Annotated in this window: 18 protein-coding genes and 1 tRNA gene; 14 read left to right on the forward strand and 5 right to left on the reverse strand. The window is 59.1% G+C overall.

Features of this window, described 5'->3' with window-relative positions:
* Positions 1-2: 2 nt before the first annotated feature.
* From pgaC to LVW35_RS00780, 4 genes are all read left to right on the forward strand, one after another.
* On the forward strand, positions 3-1,343 hold the full coding sequence (gene pgaC / locus LVW35_RS00765) for a poly-beta-1,6-N-acetyl-D-glucosamine synthase (RefSeq protein WP_233893223.1): 1,341 nt from the start codon (positions 3-5) through the stop codon (positions 1,341-1,343).
* 2 nt (positions 1,344-1,345) lie between these two features.
* Complete coding sequence (pgaD, locus tag LVW35_RS00770) at positions 1,346-1,828, forward strand: poly-beta-1,6-N-acetyl-D-glucosamine biosynthesis protein PgaD (RefSeq protein ID WP_233893224.1); 483 nt, start codon at positions 1,346-1,348, stop codon at positions 1,826-1,828.
* A gap of 147 nt (positions 1,829-1,975) precedes the next feature.
* A complete protein-coding gene (locus LVW35_RS00775) occupies positions 1,976-2,929 on the forward strand; it encodes a hypothetical protein (RefSeq protein WP_233893225.1) in 954 nt (317 codons plus the stop codon).
* Positions 2,930-3,241, forward strand: a complete 312-nt coding sequence (locus LVW35_RS00780; RefSeq protein ID WP_233893226.1) for a hypothetical protein — start codon at positions 2,930-2,932, stop codon at positions 3,239-3,241.
* Between the two features lie 194 nt (positions 3,242-3,435).
* Here the strand turns inward: LVW35_RS00780 and LVW35_RS00785 are convergent, their stop codons facing one another.
* The gene (locus LVW35_RS00785) at positions 3,436-4,023 is read right to left on the reverse strand and encodes a hypothetical protein (RefSeq protein WP_233893227.1); all 588 of its coding nucleotides are present in this window, start codon (positions 4,021-4,023) and stop codon (positions 3,436-3,438) included.
* 16 nt (positions 4,024-4,039) lie between these two features.
* Complete coding sequence (locus tag LVW35_RS00790; protein WP_233893229.1) at positions 4,040-4,651, reverse strand: hypothetical protein; 612 nt, start codon at positions 4,649-4,651, stop codon at positions 4,040-4,042.
* Between the two features lie 270 nt (positions 4,652-4,921).
* Between LVW35_RS00790 and LVW35_RS00795 the strand changes: the two genes are divergently transcribed.
* The 7 genes from LVW35_RS00795 to LVW35_RS00825 all read left to right on the forward strand — a co-directional run bounded on the left by LVW35_RS00795 (position 4,922) and on the right by LVW35_RS00825 (position 10,331).
* Positions 4,922-5,503, forward strand: a complete 582-nt coding sequence (locus LVW35_RS00795) for a hypothetical protein (protein ID WP_233893231.1) — start codon at positions 4,922-4,924, stop codon at positions 5,501-5,503.
* A 40-nt stretch (positions 5,504-5,543) separates the two neighbouring features.
* Complete coding sequence (locus tag LVW35_RS00800) at positions 5,544-6,224, forward strand: CsgG/HfaB family protein (RefSeq protein WP_233893232.1); 681 nt, start codon at positions 5,544-5,546, stop codon at positions 6,222-6,224.
* Between the two features lie 29 nt (positions 6,225-6,253).
* The gene (locus tag LVW35_RS00805) at positions 6,254-6,616 is read left to right on the forward strand and encodes a DUF4810 domain-containing protein (protein WP_233893233.1); all 363 of its coding nucleotides are present in this window, start codon (positions 6,254-6,256) and stop codon (positions 6,614-6,616) included.
* Positions 6,613-7,263 carry a DUF799 domain-containing protein gene (locus LVW35_RS00810; protein WP_078046326.1) on the forward strand — a complete coding sequence of 217 codons (651 nt, stop codon included), beginning with the start codon at positions 6,613-6,615 and terminating at the stop codon, positions 7,261-7,263. Before LVW35_RS00805 ends, LVW35_RS00810 begins: the two co-directional genes overlap by 4 nt.
* A gap of 112 nt (positions 7,264-7,375) precedes the next feature.
* Positions 7,376-9,016, forward strand: coding sequence for a vWA domain-containing protein (locus LVW35_RS00815; RefSeq protein ID WP_233893234.1), 1,641 nt, complete (start codon positions 7,376-7,378; stop codon positions 9,014-9,016).
* 152 nt (positions 9,017-9,168) lie between these two features.
* The gene (locus LVW35_RS00820; protein WP_034101858.1) at positions 9,169-9,741 is read left to right on the forward strand and encodes an RNA polymerase sigma factor; all 573 of its coding nucleotides are present in this window, start codon (positions 9,169-9,171) and stop codon (positions 9,739-9,741) included.
* Complete coding sequence (locus tag LVW35_RS00825; RefSeq protein ID WP_233893235.1) at positions 9,738-10,331, forward strand: hypothetical protein; 594 nt, start codon at positions 9,738-9,740, stop codon at positions 10,329-10,331. Before LVW35_RS00820 ends, LVW35_RS00825 begins: the two co-directional genes overlap by 4 nt.
* A 56-nt stretch (positions 10,332-10,387) precedes the next feature.
* Here the strand turns inward: LVW35_RS00825 and LVW35_RS00830 are convergent.
* Positions 10,388-10,464: transfer RNA gene (locus tag LVW35_RS00830), tRNA-Arg, on the reverse strand.
* A 371-nt stretch (positions 10,465-10,835) separates the two neighbouring features.
* Between LVW35_RS00830 and gabD the strand changes: the two genes are divergently transcribed.
* Both gabD and gabT read left to right on the forward strand, forming a co-directional pair.
* A complete protein-coding gene (gabD, locus tag LVW35_RS00835) occupies positions 10,836-12,278 on the forward strand; it encodes an NADP-dependent succinate-semialdehyde dehydrogenase (RefSeq protein WP_233893236.1) in 1,443 nt (480 codons plus the stop codon).
* Positions 12,279-12,458: 180 nt separating this feature from the next.
* Positions 12,459-13,736, forward strand: coding sequence for a 4-aminobutyrate--2-oxoglutarate transaminase (gabT, locus tag LVW35_RS00840; protein ID WP_233893237.1), 1,278 nt, complete (start codon positions 12,459-12,461; stop codon positions 13,734-13,736).
* A 321-nt stretch (positions 13,737-14,057) separates the two neighbouring features.
* Here gabT and LVW35_RS00845 read toward each other — a convergent pair whose 3' ends face one another.
* Both LVW35_RS00845 and desA read right to left on the reverse strand, forming a co-directional pair.
* A complete protein-coding gene (locus LVW35_RS00845; RefSeq protein WP_233893238.1) occupies positions 14,058-15,059 on the reverse strand; it encodes a sensor domain-containing diguanylate cyclase in 1,002 nt (333 codons plus the stop codon).
* A gap of 188 nt (positions 15,060-15,247) precedes the next feature.
* Positions 15,248-16,432, reverse strand: a complete 1,185-nt coding sequence (desA, locus tag LVW35_RS00850; RefSeq protein ID WP_233893240.1) for a delta-9 fatty acid desaturase DesA — start codon at positions 16,430-16,432, stop codon at positions 15,248-15,250.
* A 167-nt stretch (positions 16,433-16,599) separates the two neighbouring features.
* Between desA and dibA the strand changes: the two genes are divergently transcribed.
* A complete protein-coding gene (gene dibA, locus LVW35_RS00855) occupies positions 16,600-18,513 on the forward strand; it encodes a phosphodiesterase DibA (protein WP_233893242.1) in 1,914 nt (637 codons plus the stop codon).
* The last annotated feature ends 22 nt before the right edge of the window (positions 18,514-18,535 follow it).

The following is an 18,535-nucleotide window of genomic DNA, read 5'->3' on the forward strand; positions in this document are numbered from 1 at the left end:
CCATGTTCGACAGACTCCTGGCTTTATTCGTACTGGCATTGGTATTGGGCGTGCCCCTGGGCCTGATCTTCCTGGTCACCGGGCAGTTCCTGATGGACTTTGTGTTTTTCTACCCGCTGTTCATGTCAGCGTTGTGGATCGCAGGCGGCCTGTATTTCTGGCTGCACTGGGAGCGCCACTGGCCGTGGGAAGAGGACACGCCGGGTCCCACCTTGGCCGGCAACCCGCTGATCTCGATCATCATTCCTTGCTACAACGAAGGCGATAACGCTGCCGATACTATCCATGCGGCGCTGGGTCAGCTCTACCCGAACATCGAAGTGATCGCGGTGAACGACGGTTCCAAAGACAACACCGCCGCCGTACTCGACGCCTTGGCACTGGAACATCCGCGCTTGCGCGTGCTGCACCTGGCGCAGAACCAGGGCAAGGCGGTGGCCTTGCGCATGGGCGCTGTGGCGGCGCGCAGTGAATACCTGGTGTGTATCGACGGCGACGCATTGCTGGATAAAAACGCAGCCGCCTATCTGGTTGCGCCGATGCTGGACAACCCACGCCTGGGCGCGGTGACCGGCAACCCGCGCATTCGCACACGCTCGACCTTGATCGGCCGCGTGCAGGTCGGTGAGTTCTCTTCGATCATCGGCTTGATCAAGCGCACGCAACGGGTGTTTGGCCGGATCTTCACGGTGTCGGGTGTGGTGGTCGCGTTCCGTAAAAAGGCGCTCGATCGCATCGACTACTGGAGCACCGACATGATCACCGAGGACATCGATGTCAGTTGGAAGCTGCAGCTCGATCACTGGAGCATCTTCTACGAGCCTCGCGCTCTGTGCTGGATTCTGATGCCCGAAACGGTCGGCGGCCTGTGGAAACAGCGCCTGCGTTGGGCCCAGGGCGGTGCCGAAGTGCTGTTCAAAAACATCCGTGGCATCTGGCAGTGGCGTCATCGCTACCTGTGGCCGCTGTTGTTCGAATACTGCCTGTCCACCGGTTGGGCGTTTACCTTCCTGCTGTCGGTGATCTTCTGGGGCGTGGGGAAATTCATCCCGCTGCCGCAAGCGATTGCCGTCGACTCCCTGATGCCGCCGGCGTTTACCGGCCTGGTATTGGCAATGGTGTGTCTGTTGCAGTTCGCAGTGAGCATCATCATCGACCGCCGCTACGAGAAGGACCTGTGGAAAACGCTGTTCTGGACCGTGTGGTACCCGATGGTGTTCTGGCTGGTCAGTTTGTTCACCACCCTGGTCAGTTTTCCCAAGGTGCTGTTCAACCAACACCAGAAGCGTGCGCGCTGGGTCAGTCCCGATCGCGGCATCAAACTTACTGAAGAGGAGGCGTGATCATGAAACTGGTCAGAACTCGCCAACGTACGGTGATGTGGATCATCGACGTGCTGTTGACCTTGATGGCCTGGGCCGGGTTGATCTGGTTGCTGGCGCGCGGGATCAGCTCAATGCTGGAAACCCACGGTGGGCCCCGCATCGAGGCGCCGATTTTTGCAGCGCTCAATACCCTGCAGATCTATTTGTGGATCGCCCTTTTCAACGCCGTGATCCTGATTAGCTGGGCACGCTACCAGCAGCGCCGAGGCCGAAAATTCGCCCAGCGTCGGGCCGAGGTAAAGGCTTTGACCGATCAGAACCTGAACGAGAGCTTCAGCCTTGCTGACGGGGACCTGGAGCAACTGCGCCGGCCTGGTGTTTTGGTGATCCATAACGATGAGGAGGGCGGTGTGGCGCAAGTGAGGTCTCACGTTTCCCTCGATGTGGAAAAGCCGGGTCTGACGCTGGTGGCTGACAAGGATCAGAACAAAGACGCCAGCTAGGTTGAACGCAGGAAGATCGTTCCCATGCAACTTGGGAGCGATCTGGTTTAATCCCGACAAATGGGAGAAGCGGCGGACAAAGCGCGTGAAGGATGTAATGCACGTGGAGGAGATGTCGCTGGTTGTAAGCGAAGTATCACGCAAGCGATGGACAGTCTTGATAAAGCTCGGGATATGGAGCGAGCTGATCAGATTCGTCAGGTGGATTTAGCCAACTATCAAGAAGGAATGACATCTGGAGAGTACAAGGATGCCTTGGATTCTTACTGGAATGGAATCGATAGAAGCGAGTTAGTCTGGACTGGCTATGAACCCGCTCATGAGCTGGGATATATCGCCGGCGAAATGGGGGCTGGGTTTGTTGATAGGGCTGTAGATTGGCCAGGTAAGGTCTATGACACGATCACTCACCTGACGGACATCCCGGCAAATCTACTTCAGGCGGGTAAGGATGGTGTCAATTGGATCAATAGCCCCATACCAGCACAGAGCCTCGAGCGGGCCGGCGACGAGCTGATTTTTGCAACCCCGGATAAGCTTGGCGGAATTGTGTTTGATGCAGCCACGGGGGCAATTACCGCAGGCGTGGGCGGCAAGGCAGTTGAGTGGATTGGTGGGCGTTGGACTCTACGTAGTAGCGCAAATACACTGCCAAGCAAGCCTATTGAATTTTCGGGTGGTACACCGACCCTAGAAGGGACTTCTTTCAGTCCAGATATCGTTAACCTCAGAAGTTCGGAGTTTTACGCTCTGTATGGAGATAATCCAATAAGAGGTACAAAAACAAATCTACAAGCGCGTCAATGGTATTGGAATGAGGATTCGAAAACTCTAGATCGTGTCGATAAGAGTGCCCCCTTAGACGCTCAAGCTAAACAAGCTTTTGATATGAGGAATGAAAATAGAGCTCAAGCTAGAGAGTTTATGTCGGATAGGGTAAGTGCAGATCGCTTGATTGGAGAGGAACCTAATATGACATGGTCCGAAATGATCGACTACAGAAAATCCCAGGGCTTGTCAGGTGATGATATTTATAAAGCTATTTTAGACAGTTCTCAAAGAACTAGAGCAGAAGTTAATAAGCGTCTTGGAGTTGACTGAATGGATGAGTCGTTGCCAATTATAACTAAAAGAGTTAACGCTGATGGGAGAGTCGAGTGTCATTTGGGCTTTTCTTCTGATTGGGATGGTTTTGACTCGATTGTAAAGTATTTAAAAATATATTGGCAGGCGAGCCCAGTTCAAATCGCTGATAATATTTACTCTCGACGTTGGGTGTTGATATGTAATGGGGTTATGTTAACTGTTTATCACGACAGTCAGATAGGGAATTATTTGATTGTGGAAAATGGTGAAGATAAGGATAACTTGCTAGGTCAGATCGAGGCGGATTTAATTGAGCGGTTCCGTTGATTGCTAATTAGTAATTTTTCTACTTTTCTCTCCCCATAAGAAAAGTAAAAAAGAAAAGGGGACAGGTTTATTTGAATTAGGCTTGAAAAGCGTATTAAATAATTCTACCCCCTTTTTTATACGTGCCACAACCGATCAATATGGGAGCATCAGTCACTGGCCTCACGGAAGCAAGCTCCCTCGCTACAGAACCTTTACAGCAACTTGCGCTGCACCGCTTCATCCAGCGTACTGCGCGTCAGCGCCTCGACCACTTCCTTTGTATCCGCCTGGAACGGGATGCCCACGATCAGCACCAGATGCATCCAAGTGCGCACCGATTCGCTCTTTTTCACGCGGCCCAGTTCCTTGCCGTCCTTGTCCTTGAACACCGTCTCCAAGGTGAAGATGTTTTTTGCCGTAGAAGGGATGATGAAAAACGTAAAGCCGGTGATAAACGCCGACACCGGGCTGTACTCTTCGTTGTTGTGCAGCGTGGCGTCGACGTAGATATCCGAGTCGACCTTGTCGGTGCTCACCCGCGAAAAACGATTGGACGCGCGATACGAATCGGCCACGGCTTTTTCCCACAGCACTATTGGGGCACCCACTGCCGCGTTGCCCGGGCCACCGTTGACGTGGTTTTGCGCCGTGGTGCGCACGTACGCCGTCGGCTTTTGTGCCGGTGCGTTAGCGGTCGGCGGCCAGGTTTGCACTGCTGGCAGCTCGTGCTGTGAGTAAGAAACGCAACCGGTCAACAAGACCGCTGCGAGTACCAGACAGTGTTTGATCAATCCTTTCATGTGTTGCTCCTGAAATTTACGGTTTCGCCAGTTTGGCGGTAGCGGTGTCGAGTAATTGCGCGACCAGTTTGGTCAGTTGCTGGCCGCCCATCGAGGGCGCCCAATACTGGCCGCTGTAAAGCCCGACGTTGTGTTCGAACTTGATCGACTCCTTCGCTGAAGCCAGTTCCTTGCCGTCGCGATCGACGATGACCAGGTTGCCGGCCACGTCAAAGCTGTCCACGTAGATCGGACCGTTGACCCAGATCCAGATCGTCAGCGTCAGCAGCGCGCCGGGTACGTAGGCTGGGTGCGGGGCGCGATGGCCATCGAGAGCGGTCATGTTGAATTTGAGTGTGACGTCGTGCTCGCCCAGGCGTACTGGATACTCGGTGATCTGCTTGAAATAACCTGCCGTGCGCACGTATTGATTGATCTGGGCCGTCAGGGAGCGGCTGATGGCCGTCTTGTTGGCTTCGTTGACGTCAGCGGCATTCACCGTCACATCGGCGACTTGCGCGCTGCGCGGGCTGGTGGTTGAGGCCGGATGGAGCGGGGCGCCGATGGGGCCGGTGACGGTGTATGACACACAGCCGGTCATCGATAATGCGGCGACGAGCGCCGTCGCCCGGAGAAGGGTTTTCAACACGCAATATCCCTATAAGTTAATGAACCAAGCCAGTGTCTCGTCCTACAAGGGCATAACTTGAGAGCGCATTTTTATTTATCGAGTGAAATCAAATAGCCATCATTCTTTTTGTTTTGCAGCCAATGTCTTAGCGCATTTCGCCAGAAGCTTGGGCATAAGCGCCAGTAAAACGGCGCAGTTCAGGCGTCAAAACAGCTTGAGAACGCCTTTCAACTCCGTAAAATGCCGCGATTGTTTAAAACACGATACTTTTCAGGGACGAATTCAGACATGCGCGTGTTTGCCGTATTTCTCGCGGCCTGCCTTATGGTGGGCTGTGCCTCCAAGCCGGATTACTACATCTCCCCGGCGCCTGTGACCATTTCCAAGACGGCTACTTACTGGCTCGACACCTTCGACGTCGAGGTGGTGGGCAAGAACGAACGCTTCCTGCCGGATGACAAAGTGCGCCAGCAACTGGGTGTCGATCTGGTCGACCGCCTGCTCAAGGCCAAGCGTTACGCCAGCAGCAAGGACAAGGCCGATTACCTGCTGGATGTGAACGTCATCTATACCCGGCGCATACAAGACACCCAAGGCGGGTTCATGACGGCCATTGTCGATGACAAGACGATCCTCGCCAGTGTCGACTTCAACTACCAGGTCAAGGTCAAGAAAGCTGGTGCCGAGGTGTTGCATTTCTCTCAGGCTCGTCAAGGATTGATGCCAGGCGGGTACAAGGGCGACTGGCAGAACATGAAAACGATGGCCGGGGTGCTGACCAACTCTGGCAACTCCAGCGTCGAGACCTTCTACACCGGTTTATTGAGCCGATTCATCGTTGACGACCTGCGTGACATTCCGTCCCGCTAGCGTTAGCTGCCGCACCCGTTTTCCCACTTAGGAGCACCCTGTGAACACACTGTCCAAAATCCTGCTGTCCGGCTTCACCGCCGCAGCGCTGTTGACCGTGGCCGGTTGCGCCACCGAGAGCAACCGCGCGATGCCGGTGGAGCAAGTCGCCAGCGCCCACGTGGCCTATTCCGGCGTGCGTGTGCCGATTGCCGTGGGCAAGTTCGATAACCGCTCCAGCTACATGCGCGGCATCTTCTCCGATGGCGTTGACCGTCTCGGCGGCCAGGCCAAGACCATCCTCATCACCCACCTGCAGCAGACCAACCGCTTCAGCGTGCTGGACCGCGACAACATGGGCGAAATCTCCCAGGAAGCCAAAATCAAAGGCACCGTGCAGAAGCTCAAGGGCGCTGACTACGTGGTGACTGGCGATGTGACCGAGTTCGGCCGCAAAGAAACCGGTGACCGCCAGCTGTTCGGCATCCTCGGTCGTGGCAAGACCCAGGTGGCTTACGCAAAAGTCGCACTGAATATCGTCAACATCAGCACCTCCGAAGTGGTGTATTCCACCCAGGGTGCCGGTGAGTACGCGCTGTCCAACCGCGAAGTGATCGGCTTCGGCGGCACCGCCAGCTACGACTCCACCCTCAATGGCAAGGTCCTCGACCTGGCCATGCGTGAAGCCATCAACCGCCTTGTCGACGGCATCAACGCCGGCGCCTGGAACCCACGCAACTGATCAGCAGCACCTCAAGGAGCAGTACAAGGATGAGCAAGGCAGTCAAGTTGGCGCTGATGCTGACAGCAATGGCGACGGTCGCCGGGTGCCAGACGGCGCCCCAGCCGCTGTACCAATGGGAAAGCTACCAGCCGCAGGTTTACGAGTACTTCAAGGGCGAACCCAAGGAAGCGCAGGTCGAGGCGTTGGAGCGCGATCTGCAGAAGATCAACGCCAGTGGCCGCAAGGCCCCGCCGGGTTACCACGCCCACTTGGGCATGCTGTATCTGAGCATGGGCAAGGATGACCAGATGGTGCAGGAATTCCGCACCGAGAAGGCACTGTTCCCTGAGTCCGCTGCATATATGGATTTCCTGCTGAAAAATGCCAAGACTGGAGTCGCCACTAAATGAGCCTGTTGAAACTCACCGGCGCCTTGCTGGCTCTGGCCTTGCTCGGCGGTTGCGCGGCCCCCAAGACCATCGACTACACGGCGTACAAGCAGGCGCGGCCCAAGTCGATCCTGGTACTGCCGCCGCTCAATGAGTCGCCGGAAGTGCAGGCGTCCTACAGCATGGTCTCGCAAGTGACCTACCCGCTGGCCGAAGCCGGCTACTACGTGTTGCCGATTGCCCTGGTGGACGAAACCTTCCGCCAGAACGGCCTCACCACCGCCAACGATATCCAGGCCGTACCGCCGACCAAGCTGCACGACATCTTTGGGGCGGACGCGGCGCTGTACATCACCGTCACCGAGTACGGCACCAAGTACATGCTGATCTCCAGCGACACCTCCGTGACGGCCTCGGCCAAACTGGTGGACCTGCGCACCGGCACCACCCTGTGGACCGGCTCGGCGCGTGCTTCCAGCGAAGAAGGCAACAACAACGGTGGCGGTCTCGTCGGCATGCTGATCACGGCGGCGGTCAAGCAGGTGATCAACAGCTCCACCGATGCGGCGCACCCGATCGCCGGTATTACCAGTGCGCGCCTGCTGTCGCCGGGGCAGCGTGCAGGGATCCTCTACGGTCCGCGTAACCCGAAATACGGTACGGACTGATTGAGCGGTTCGGCGGAGCAGGTGTTTCTGTCCCGCCGAACGGTTTAACCCGAACAGCCTGCACCCTGCGTCTGACCTTGTGAACGGATCATTCATTCACGAGGTTCAGCCCATGTCCCGTCCTCTGCTCTTCCTGCGTCCTGCTGCCCAGGGCTTTGCCGTTACCTTGCTGGTGGCGCTGGCCGGTTGCGGGCTGTCTTCTTCCCGTGATGCAGCCAAACCTGCCGAAGCAGCGCCTGTCGCCGAGCTGCAAAGCGTTCCCGTGCAAGGCGCGCTGGTTAAGCGCATGCCCATGCCGGCGCCCATGAGCGCGACAATGATGAGGCAGGACTCGGCGGCGATGGAGTACCGCAGCGAACCCCGCGAACAATACGAAAACCTGCCGGATAACCCGGTGCATCGCGTGGCCGAAACGCCTGTGTCCACCTTCAGCGTCGACGTCGACACCGGCAGCTACGCCAACGTCAGGCGTTTCCTCAACCAAGGCAGCCTGCCACCCGAAGGCGCTGTGCGACTCGAGGAAATGGTTAACTATTTCCCCTACAGCTACGCGCTGCCCACTGACGGCTCACCCTTTGGCGTAACCACCGAAGTGGCCGCCACACCTTGGAACCCGCACACCCAGTTGCTGCGCATCGGCATCAAGGCGTCCGACCGCGCCGTGGCCCAACTGGCGCCGGCCAACCTGGTGTTCCTGGTGGATGTGTCGGGCTCCATGGACCGTCGCGAAGGCCTGCCGCTGGTGAAAAGCACGCTGAAATTGCTGGTGGATCAACTGCGTGAACAGGACCGTGTTTCGCTGGTGGTCTATGCCGGTGAATCCCGGGTGGTGCTCAAGCCCACCTCCGGTCGCGACAAGGTGAAGATCCGCAACGCCATCGACCAGCTCACCGCTGGCGGCTCCACGGCGGGTGCATCCGGTATCGAGCTGGCCTACCAGATGGCGCGCGAAGGCTTTATCGACAAGGGCATCAACCGCATCCTGCTGGCCACCGACGGTGACTTCAACGTGGGTATCAGTGACTTCGACAGCCTTAAGCAAATGGCGGTTGAACAGCGCAAAAGTGGCGTGTCCCTCACCACCCTGGGTTTTGGTGTGGATAACTACAACGAACACCTGATGGAACAATTGGCCGACGCCGGTGATGGCAACTACGCCTACATCGATAACCTGCGCGAGGCGCGCAAGGTGCTGGTGGATCAACTCAGCTCGACCCTGGCGGTGGTAGCGCGCGATGTGAAATTGCAGGTGGAATTCAACCCGGCGCGGGTCAGCGAATATCGCCTGCTGGGCTATGAAAACCGCGCCCTGAAGCGTGAGGATTTCAACAACGACAAGGTCGACGCTGGTGAAATTGGCGCAGGGCATACGGTCACAGCGCTGTACGAAATTGTGCCCAAAGGCGAGAAGGGCTGGTTGGAGCCTTTGCGGTACGCCGCTGCGCCTGTGGCCGGGGACAAATCTGCTGAGCTGGCGATGCTGCGTGTACGCTACAAGCCTGCGGCGGGTGGTGACAGTCAGCTGATCGAGCGGCCCATCAGCAATGAGTCCACCAATGCCAGCGATGACCTGCGCTTCGCGGCAGCCGTGGCTGCTTTCGCCCAGCAGCTCAAGGGCGATGGCCGCTACACTGGCAGCATGAGCCTGCAGGACACTGCCGCACTGGCCCGCTCAGCCCGAGGCAATGACCAGTTCGGCTTGCGTAACGAGTTCGTGCAACTGGTGGAGCTGGCTCAAAGCCTCAAACACTGAATTTGCCTGCAGCGTCGAACCAATGTGGGCGCTGGCTTGCCTGCGATAGCATCAATGCGGTGTGACTGAAACACCGAAGCGTCTGCATCGCGGGCAAGCCCGGCTCCCACAGCAAATCTGCATTGATCCATCGAAAGGAGTTCGCCACCTACATGGCCGTACCCGATGATTCACCCAGCGACGAAGCGCTGCTGGCCCGCTACCGAACCGGCGACAGTGCCGCGTTCGAAGCCCTGTATGCGCGGCATCGCCAGGGCCTGTACCGATTCCTCGTGTCCTTGAGCAACAAGGCCGAACTGGCCGAGGAAATCTACCAGGAGACCTGGCTCAGCCTGATCCGCAGCGCCACCCAGCCACAAGGCCGGGCGAGTTTTCGCACTTGGTTGTTCCAGATCGCCCGCAACCGCCTGATCGATTACTGGCGCAAGCACGGCATCCACAACCCGCTGCACGACAGCTACGACGAGCAACTGCACGCCCAAGCCGACGACAGCGCCGGCCCCGAGCAGCAATTGAGCCTGAGCCGCGACCAGGCGCGGCTCGACGCCGCACTGCAAGGCTTGCCCGAAGACCAGCGCGAAGTCTTCCTGCTGCGCCTGCACGGCGACCTCGAAGTGCCGCAAATCGCCGCCCTCACCGGTGCCCCGCTGGAAACCGTAAAAAGCCGCCTGCGTTACGCCCAGCAGAAACTGCGCCGCCTGCTGGCCGAGGAGATACCCGCATGACCGACTCCCGACACATCCCGGACCCCGACGACGTGCTGCTCCAGCATATGCGTCAACACAGTACCGGTGAGCCACCCGCGTCCCTCGACGCCTTCATCCTCAACGCCGCCCGCCGCGAAGCCCCAGCACCGCAACCGAACCTGTGGCAACGCTGGCTGCACGCCTGCCAACGGCCACGCTGGCAAATGGCGTTTGCCACTGTCGCAGGTTTGGCGCTGATGATCGGCGTGGTGATGCGCTCACCCGTGTCGCAACCCGAAATCTCCACCGCGACCTTCTCTGCGCTGCATGAGCAAGCCGCCCCTGCCGCTGCGCCACCGATGTCCGCGCCGGCGCCCGTGGCCCGACTGGCGATAGCGCCTAAGGCCGAAAGTGCGCAAGTCATGGGCTCGATGGCGGACGAGTCGAGCGCCAAACTCAGCAAGCGCGCGCCGGTGGCATTGCCTTCGTTGGAGGAGGGGTTGCAGGAGATCCTCAACCTGCGTGAGGTTGGGGAGACCAGAGCGGCGGATGAGAAATTATTGGCCTTGCATCAGCGCTTTCCTGAGGAGGACTTGCCGGCGCGGTTGGAGGCGTTGCAGAAACACTGAATCGTCGTCCACAAAAAAGCCCCAGGCCTTTCGACCTGGGGCTTTCTCATCATATCTGGTGCACCCGGCGGGATTCGAACCCACGACCCCTGCCTTCGGAGGGCAGTACTCTATCCAGCTGAGCTACGGATGCTTGTGCGGGCGACATCATACCCATGTCGACCTTGGGCGTCCATGCTGGTCTTCGGGCGTTCCAGTGTAGGAATCTGCGGCACAGAGGCCCTAAGCCGGGCGCCCCCGCTCAGGAGCGCGGAACCCGGTCCAGGGACGCTGATCAGAAAGATCCGATAAATGCGCCGTTTTCGTTCTTTTTTTCGAACAGACTATTGCCCTGTACCCCCATTGATCCTAGGATTCGTTTGAGATTTCAAACGCTCTGTCTCCCGTGCGCTCTTTCACTTCTCTTGCGCGCTGGGGCTGATTTCCCTGACGGCAGCCCACAAGGCGCCTTTCAACAACTCTAATTCGCTCCGCGTGCGCGCGGTGCTGTTAAGGAAAGCCGACATGCAGCTCAAAGATACCCAGTTGTTCCGCCAGCAAGCCTTTATCGATGGCGCTTGGGTCGATGCGGACAACGGTCAGACCATCAAGGTCAACAACCCTGCCACGGGCGAGATTCTCGGCACCGTGCCAAAGATGGGCGCCGCTGAAACCCGCCGCGCCATCGAAGCCGCCGACAAGGCGCTGCCGGCCTGGCGTGCACTCACCGCCAAGGAGCGCGCCAACAAGCTGCGCCGCTGGTTCGAACTGTTGATCGAAAACCAGGATGACCTCGGTCGCCTGATGACGCTTGAACAAGGCAAGCCGCTGGCTGAAGCCAAGGGCGAAATCGTCTACGCCGCCTCCTTTATCGAGTGGTTCGCCGAAGAAGCCAAACGCATCTATGGCGACGTCATTCCCGGCCACCAGCCTGACAAGCGCTTGATCGTGATCAAGCAGCCGATCGGCGTGACCGCCGCGATCACCCCGTGGAACTTCCCGGCCGCGATGATCACCCGCAAAGCCGGCCCGGCCCTGGCCGCCGGTTGCACCATGGTGATCAAGCCGGCTTCGCAAACCCCGTTCTCGGCACTGGCCCTGGTTGAGCTGGCGCACCGTGCCGGTATTCCGAAAGGCGTGTTGAGCGTGGTCACCGGCAGCGCTGGCGACATCGGCGGCGAGCTGACCAGCAACCCGATCGTGCGTAAATTGTCCTTTACCGGCTCGACCGAAATCGGTCGCCAGCTGATGGCCGAGTGCGCCAAGGACATCAAGAAAGTCTCCCTGGAACTGGGCGGCAACGCGCCGTTCATCGTGTTCGACGACGCGGACCTGGATAAGGCCGTTGAAGGCGCGATCATCTCCAAGTACCGCAACAACGGCCAGACCTGCGTCTGCGCCAACCGTCTGTACATCCAGGATTCGGTGTACGACGCGTTTGCTGAAAAACTCAAAGTGGCCGTGGCCAAGCTAAAGATCGGCAACGGTCTGGAAGAAGGCACCACCACCGGTCCGCTGATCGACGAAAAAGCCGTGGCCAAGGTTCAGGAGCACATTGCCGATGCCCTGAGCAAAGGCGCTACGCTGCTGGCGGGTGGCAAGGTCATGGAAGGCAACTTCTTCGAGCCGACCATCCTCACCAACGTGCCTAAAGACGCTGCCGTCGCCAAGGAAGAAACCTTCGGTCCATTGGCGCCGCTGTTCCGTTTCAAAGACGAAGCCGAAGTGATCGCGATGTCCAACGACACCGAGTTCGGCCTGGCTTCCTACTTCTATGCCCGCGACCTGGGCCGTGTGTTCCGTGTGGCTGAAGCCCTGGAATACGGCATGGTCGGTGTCAACACCGGGTTGATCTCCAACGAAGTGGCGCCATTCGGCGGCATCAAGGCTTCGGGCCTGGGCCGTGAAGGCTCCAAGTACGGGATCGAGGATTACCTGGAAATCAAATACCTCTGCCTGGGCATCTGACCAGCAGGAGATTGCAGCAAACGCAGAGGGCACGAGAGCGCTGACCTTTTGCGTGTTTCACCCCGTTATTCGTAGTGGCCGGGAAAGCTGTGGCAGTCGATCATCGCATGCTGCCGTAGTTGCCTCCCCGCCACTTATGCCTTGGACCACGCCACCCGATGAGTGGCGAATGAGGACTTTATGAGCAAGACCAACGCATCCCTGATGAAACGCCGCGAAGCCGCCGTACCCCGCGGTGTTGGCCAGATTCACCCGATCTTCGCCGAATCCGCGAAGAACGCCACCGTGACCGACGTTGAAGGTCGCGAGTTCATCGACTTCGCCGGCGGTATCGCCGTGCTGAACACCGGCCACGTGCACCCGAAAATCATCGCAGCCGTGACCGAGCAGCTGAACAAGCTGACTCACACTTGCTTCCAGGTACTGGCCTACGAGCCTTACGTGGAACTGTGCGAAAAAATCAACGCCAAGGTCCCAGGTGATTTCGCCAAGAAAACCCTGCTGGTCACTACCGGTTCCGAAGCCGTCGAAAACGCCGTGAAAATCGCCCGCGCTGCCACTGGCCGTGCCGGCGTGATCGCCTTCACCGGCGCTTACCACGGCCGCACCATGATGACCCTGGGCCTGACCGGTAAAGTCGTGCCTTACTCGGCCGGCATGGGCCTGATGCCAGGCGGCGTGTTCCGCGCGCTGTTCCCGAACGAACTGCACGGCGTGAGCGACGACGACGCCATCGCCAGCATCGAACGCATCTTCAAGAACGATGCCGAGCCGCGTGATATCGCTGCCATCATCATCGAGCCGGTGCAGGGCGAAGGTGGGTTCTACGTCGCGCCTAAATCCTTCATGAAACGCCTGCGTGAACTGTGCGACAAGCACGGCATCCTGCTGATCGCCGACGAAGTGCAAACCGGTGCCGGCCGTACCGGTACCTTCTTTGCCATGGAACAGATGGGCGTTGCCGCCGACCTGACCACCTTCGCCAAATCCATCGCTGGCGGCTTCCCGCTGGCCGGTGTGTGTGGCAAGGCGGAATACATGGACGCCATCGCGCCAGGCGGCCTGGGTGGCACCTACGCCGGTAGCCCGATCGCCTGCGCGGCGGCCCTGGCCGTGATGGACGTGTTCGAAGAAGAGCACCTGCTGGACCGCTGCAAAGCTGTCGGCGAGCGTCTGGTGACCGGGCTGAAAGCCATCCAGGCCAAGTACCCGGTGATCGGCGAAGTGCGTGCCTTGGGTGCAATGATCGCGGTCGAGCTGTTTGAAGATGGCGACAGCCACAAGCCAAACGCCGCTGCCGTTGCCGCCGTAGTGGCCAAGGCGCGTGACAAGGGCCTGATCCTGCTGAGCTGCGGCACCTACGGCAACGTGTTGCGCGTACTGGTCCCGCTGACCTCGCCGGACGAGCAGTTGGACAAAGGCCTGGCGATCATCGAAGAGTGCTTCGCAGAGCTTTAAGCAGCAAGCTATAAGCAGCAAGTCATGTACGGCTTGCAGCCTGTAGCTTCAAATGTGCAGCTCAGAGAAGCCGCCCGTGAACAAGAAACCGCTTAGGCGTTTTTTGGCTCGCGGGCGGCTTCTTTGCCTCCGATGTCGGGCCGAAGGGCCTGGAACTCACGCGGGTGCGCAAGGCCTAGAGAGCGACGATATTCAGTGTGGGAGCGGCTTTGCCCGCGAAAGCGCCGTGTCAGTCGACACATGTGCCGCTGAGCCAACGCATTCGCGAGCAAGCCAGCTTCCACATTGGGTTTTCATTGTGGCAGATGAAGGTGTTCGGCTTCAGCCCGCTATAACGCGGTTTTTGCCCAGGCGCTTGGCCTCGTACATGGCGGCATCGGCACGGGCGAACAGGCTGTCCAGGGTCGAGTCCTGCTCAGTGAGGCTGGCCAGGCCCTGGCTGATGGTTACGCTGAATGCCTGGCCTTCATAGCTGAAACGCAGTTCCTGAATCTCCTTGCCGAGCCGCTCAGCCACCTGCAACGCCATCTCCGGCGCGCAACCGGGCAGAACGGCGGCGAACTCTTCGCCGCCAATGCGTCCGAACAGGTCACCACGGCGCAAGACCCCTCGACCGCTCTCCGCGATACGGCGCAACACCTGATCGCCCTCCAGGTGGCCGTAGGTGTCGTTGACGTCCTTGAAGTCATCGATGTCCAGCAACAAAAAGGCCAGTGGGGCGCCCTGGGCGCAGGCGCTGTCGAAGGCGTGGTTGGCGCACTCGAAAAAGTGCCGGCGGTTGCTGCTCTGGGTCAGCACGTCGGTGGTGGCCAGGCGGTGCAGCTCCAGTTCCAGCTGTTTCTTCTCGGTGATGTCTTCGGCCATGCCCACCACGATCAACGGTTCGCCGGGCTCGACCTGTTGGTTGATGTAGCACTTATCGCTCAGCCAGCGAATCTGCCCGTCGGCCGTGATGATGCGGTACTCGCGGTCTTCCACGGCGCCCTGTTCCAGCACGCGGGCCAGACTGTGTTCGGCATAGTCCAGGTCTTCAGGGTGAATGCTGTTGCGCCATTCCCGATGATCGGCCAGTAGCAGGCCGGCGGAACGTCCGAACACTCGCTCGTAGGCCGGGCTCACGTAGAGCACGCGCCGCGTTTCCCAATCGATGGCCCACAGCACCGCGTTCACACTCACCAGCAACGAACTCAGCAGTTGCTCACGCTCGCTCAACCGCTCGACTTCACCCTGGGCATGCACCAGCGCCAGCAGGGTCGCAGCCGCTGCCGGACGCGGATGCTCAGCGGTGGGAGGATCGGGCAAGTAAGGATTTTCGTGAACCATCGGCACAACTCTCTCTGGGCGCGCCGCAAGTTGGAACAGCGGTCACTACAAGGGGCCACCATGATGGCGAAGTGTTCATTGAGAGAGGGGAATTGCAGTGAAGTTCCGTCAACAGGACCGATTGCCGGTGCCCGGTAAATGACGCCAAAAAGCCGATAGGTGGGAGAGCGAACCCTCCCACCACAGCATCAGACCGCCGCAGGCCGTAGCGAATAAGTCTTCAATTGATGGGCAAAATCCCGCAGGGACTGGATGCCGCTGGCCTCGGCTTCATGCACCCATTCCTTGATGGCTGCGAGCATATCGTGGCCGTTGGAACTGGTCTTGAGCCATATCTGCTGCAGCGCCAGACGCTTTTCGTAGATCACTTTCAGCGCGTGGCTGTGTTCCAGCATGCTCTGGATACGCAGGTGGTGGCGATCATCCAGCAAACTGGTTTCCCGCGACAGCAACCGCTTGGCACGGTGGAACTGATGGCGCACCGAATGATCGACTTTTTCCAACTCCTGCTTGACCAGCGGACCGATCACCAACTTGCGGTATTGGGCCATGATCTGGAAGCGGTTGTTGAGAATCGCCATAGCGGTGTCCATGTCCAAGTGGCCCTTGCCTTCCACACGGTGGGCGATGGGCGCTACGCGCTGCACCTTGGCCAGGCGCAAGAAGCTGAAGACCTTGATCCAGGCCCAGCCCAGGTCGAACTCCCATTTCTTCACCGACAGCTTGGCCGAGTTGGGGTAGGTGTGGTGGTTGTTGTGCAGCTCTTCGCCGCCAACGATGATGCCCCACGGCACCAGGTTGGTCGCCGCGTCACGGCATTCGAAGTTGCGATAGCCTACGGCATGACCCAGGCCGTTGATCACGCCGGCAGCCCAGAACGGAATCCACATCATCTGGATCGCCCAGATGGTGATGCCGATGGTGCCGAACAGCAGCAGGTCGATCACGCCCATGATCGCCACGCCCAGCAATGGGTACGGGGTGTAGATCCTGCGCTCGATCCAGTCGTCCGGGCAGTTCTTGCCGTAGATGCGCAGGGTCTCGGGGTTTTCGGCCTCGGTGCGGTACAGCTCGGCGCCTTTGCGCATCACGGTGGACAGGCCCTTGATGACCGGGCTGTGCGGGTCGTCGACGGTTTCGCACTTGGCGTGGTGCTTGCGGTGGATGGCGGTCCACTCGCGGGTGTTCTGCGCTGTGGTCAGCCACAGCCAGAAGCGGAAGAAGTGTTTCAGGCCGGCATTGAGCTCCAGGGAGCGATGGGCTGAATAACGATGCAGATAGACCGTGACCGCAACGATGGTCACGTGGGTCATCAACAGAGTGACCGCCACCAGTTGCCAGGCTGACAGGTCAAGAAAACCGTTGTACCACATAGGCTGTATGGCCCTCAGATAAAGAAAAGAACAGCTCACGCATTATCACTAAGCCTACAGAGAAAACCAGCCGCGCTTTCAGATAGGAGTGACTGGATGTTTCTTATTCTATAATCCGCAGCCTTTGTAGGGCGATTCTGTTTTTTTGGGTAAGGATTACTGACCATATGCTGTTTTCATACCGAGGCGCCCTACGTGCGGGGCTGGTATACCTGCTGGTCTCCGTTCTGTGGATCGGCGTCACTCAGCGCGTATTGATCGAGTTTCTCGATAACCCGAGTGAGCTGAACCACTGGCTGCAGGTGCGCGGCTACGTGTGGGTCGCGCTGAGCGCTCTGGCGATCTACCTGATCTGCGCCCGATTTGCCCGGGCCAACCAACTGCAACAACCGTTGGAAGAAAACCGCGAACGCCTGCGCCAGGCCGCCGCCGTGTTCGATTGCACGCGAGAAGGCGTATTGGTCACCGACGCCCAGGAACTGATTGTGCACGTCAACCGTGCCTTCATCGAGATCACCGGCTACCGCCGCGAAGACGTCATGGGCCAGCAGCCCAGCCTGTTCAAGTCCGGTCGCCATTCGTCGAGTTTTTACCAGCAAATGTTCCAGAGCCTGGAACGCACCGGCGAATGGAGCGGTGAAATCTGGAACCGGCGCAAAAGCGGTGAAATTTATCCCCAGTGGCAGACCATTCGCGTGATCCACGATGATCAGGGCCAGGTCAGCCATTACGTCGCGGTGTTTTCCGATATCAGCGCCATCAAGGATTCCGAGCATGAACTGGCCCACCTCGCGCACCACGATCCGCTCACCGACCTGCCCAACCGTCTGTTGTTCACCGACCGCGCCGAGCAGGCGCTGGCCTCGGCGCAGATCCACAAGCGCGGCTGTGCCCTGCTGTTGCTGGACCTGGACCACTTCAAGATCATCAACGACAGCCTGGGCCATAACGTTGGCGACCAATTGCTCAAGCTGGTAGGCGAACGACTCAAGGCGCTGTTTGGCCCTGGCGTGACGCTTGCGCGTCTGGGGGGGGATGAGTTCGCGGTGCTGGCGGAAAGTTGCCCGCAGGTGGCTCAGGCTGCGGGCCTGGCGCAACGCATGCTGGAGGCGATGAAACAGCCCTTTATCTTTGACGCCCATCAGCTGTTTATCAGCGCCAGTATCGGGATCAGCCTTTTCCCCACCGATGCCCTGAGCGCCGAGCAGTTGCTGCGTAACGCTGATTCCGCGCTGTTCAAGGCCAAGAATGCCGGCCGCGAAGGCTACGCCCTGTACACCGAGGAACTGACCGCCCACGCGCAGAATCGCGTGGAAGTCGCCAGCGAGCTGCGCCGCGCCCTCGAACAGCAGGAGCTATGCGTTTACTACCAACCTGTGCACGACCTGCACAGCAGTCGACTTATCGGCGTCGAAGCACTGGTGCGCTGGCAGCATCCGGAACGCGGCCTGGTGCCGCCGGGGGAATTTATCCCGATTGCCGAACGCACCGGGTTGATTGCCGAGATCGATGCATGGGTGATGGACCAGGCCTGTCGTCAGATGTGCCAATGGCTGACCGATGGTGCGCCGTTGAGTTTTATTGCCATCAATGTGTCCAGCCGCCTTTTTGCGCGACGTGAGCTGTATGAGAAGGTCGCCCAAGTGCTGCATGACACGGGCCTGGATCCGGCATTCCTCGAGTTGGAAGTCACCGAAAGCGCGGTGATGGAAGACCCGGAGGTCGCGCTGGAGCAGATGCACCGTCTCCGTGAGTTGGGGCTGCGCCTGGCTATCGATGATTTTGGCACCGGTTATTCGTCACTGCTGCGTCTCAAGCGCCTGCCGGTGCAGAAGCTGAAGATCGACCAGGGCTTTGTTGCCGGGCTGCCATGGGACGAAGATGACGCGGCCATCGTGCGCGTGGTGATCGCCCTCGCTAAAAGCATGGGCATGCAGGTGCATGCCGAGGGGATCGAGCAGGTGGAGCAAGCTCGGTTTCTGCTCGACCAGCAGTGCGACATGGGGCAGGGGTATTGGTTTGGCCGGCCGATGCCAGCGCGAGAGATTGACTGGAACCGGGCACCCCCAATCCAGAATTGAAATGCACATTTGGATCTTTTCA

Origin of the sequence: Pseudomonas sp. HN11 (assembly GCF_021390155.1) — a bacterium.
In the GTDB taxonomy this organism is placed as follows: domain Bacteria; phylum Pseudomonadota; class Gammaproteobacteria; order Pseudomonadales; family Pseudomonadaceae; genus Aquipseudomonas.

Excerpts from the sequence above, each read along its gene's own strand:
- pgaC (WP_233893223.1), top strand. The coding sequence starts at position 3 with ATGTTCGACAGACTCCTGGCTTTATTCGTACTGGCATTGGTATTGGGC.
- pgaD (WP_233893224.1), top strand. The coding sequence starts at position 1,346 with ATGAAACTGGTCAGAACTCGCCAACGTACGGTGATGTGGATCATCGAC.
- LVW35_RS00775 (WP_233893225.1), top strand. The coding sequence starts at position 1,976 with ATGGACAGTCTTGATAAAGCTCGGGATATGGAGCGAGCTGATCAGATT.
- LVW35_RS00780 (WP_233893226.1), top strand. The coding sequence starts at position 2,930 with ATGGATGAGTCGTTGCCAATTATAACTAAAAGAGTTAACGCTGATGGG.
- LVW35_RS00785 (WP_233893227.1), bottom strand. The coding sequence starts at position 4,023 with ATGAAAGGATTGATCAAACACTGTCTGGTACTCGCAGCGGTCTTGTTG.
- LVW35_RS00795 (WP_233893231.1), top strand. The coding sequence starts at position 4,922 with ATGCGCGTGTTTGCCGTATTTCTCGCGGCCTGCCTTATGGTGGGCTGT.
- LVW35_RS00805 (WP_233893233.1), top strand. The coding sequence starts at position 6,254 with ATGAGCAAGGCAGTCAAGTTGGCGCTGATGCTGACAGCAATGGCGACG.
- LVW35_RS00810 (WP_078046326.1), top strand. The coding sequence starts at position 6,613 with ATGAGCCTGTTGAAACTCACCGGCGCCTTGCTGGCTCTGGCCTTGCTC.
- LVW35_RS00815 (WP_233893234.1), top strand. The coding sequence starts at position 7,376 with ATGTCCCGTCCTCTGCTCTTCCTGCGTCCTGCTGCCCAGGGCTTTGCC.
- LVW35_RS00820 (WP_034101858.1), top strand. The coding sequence starts at position 9,169 with ATGGCCGTACCCGATGATTCACCCAGCGACGAAGCGCTGCTGGCCCGC.
- LVW35_RS00825 (WP_233893235.1), top strand. The coding sequence starts at position 9,738 with ATGACCGACTCCCGACACATCCCGGACCCCGACGACGTGCTGCTCCAG.
- gabD (WP_233893236.1), top strand. The coding sequence starts at position 10,836 with ATGCAGCTCAAAGATACCCAGTTGTTCCGCCAGCAAGCCTTTATCGAT.
- gabT (WP_233893237.1), top strand. The coding sequence starts at position 12,459 with ATGAGCAAGACCAACGCATCCCTGATGAAACGCCGCGAAGCCGCCGTA.
- LVW35_RS00845 (WP_233893238.1), bottom strand. The coding sequence starts at position 15,059 with ATGGTTCACGAAAATCCTTACTTGCCCGATCCTCCCACCGCTGAGCAT.
- desA (WP_233893240.1), bottom strand. The coding sequence starts at position 16,432 with ATGTGGTACAACGGTTTTCTTGACCTGTCAGCCTGGCAACTGGTGGCG.
- dibA (WP_233893242.1), top strand. The coding sequence starts at position 16,600 with ATGCTGTTTTCATACCGAGGCGCCCTACGTGCGGGGCTGGTATACCTG.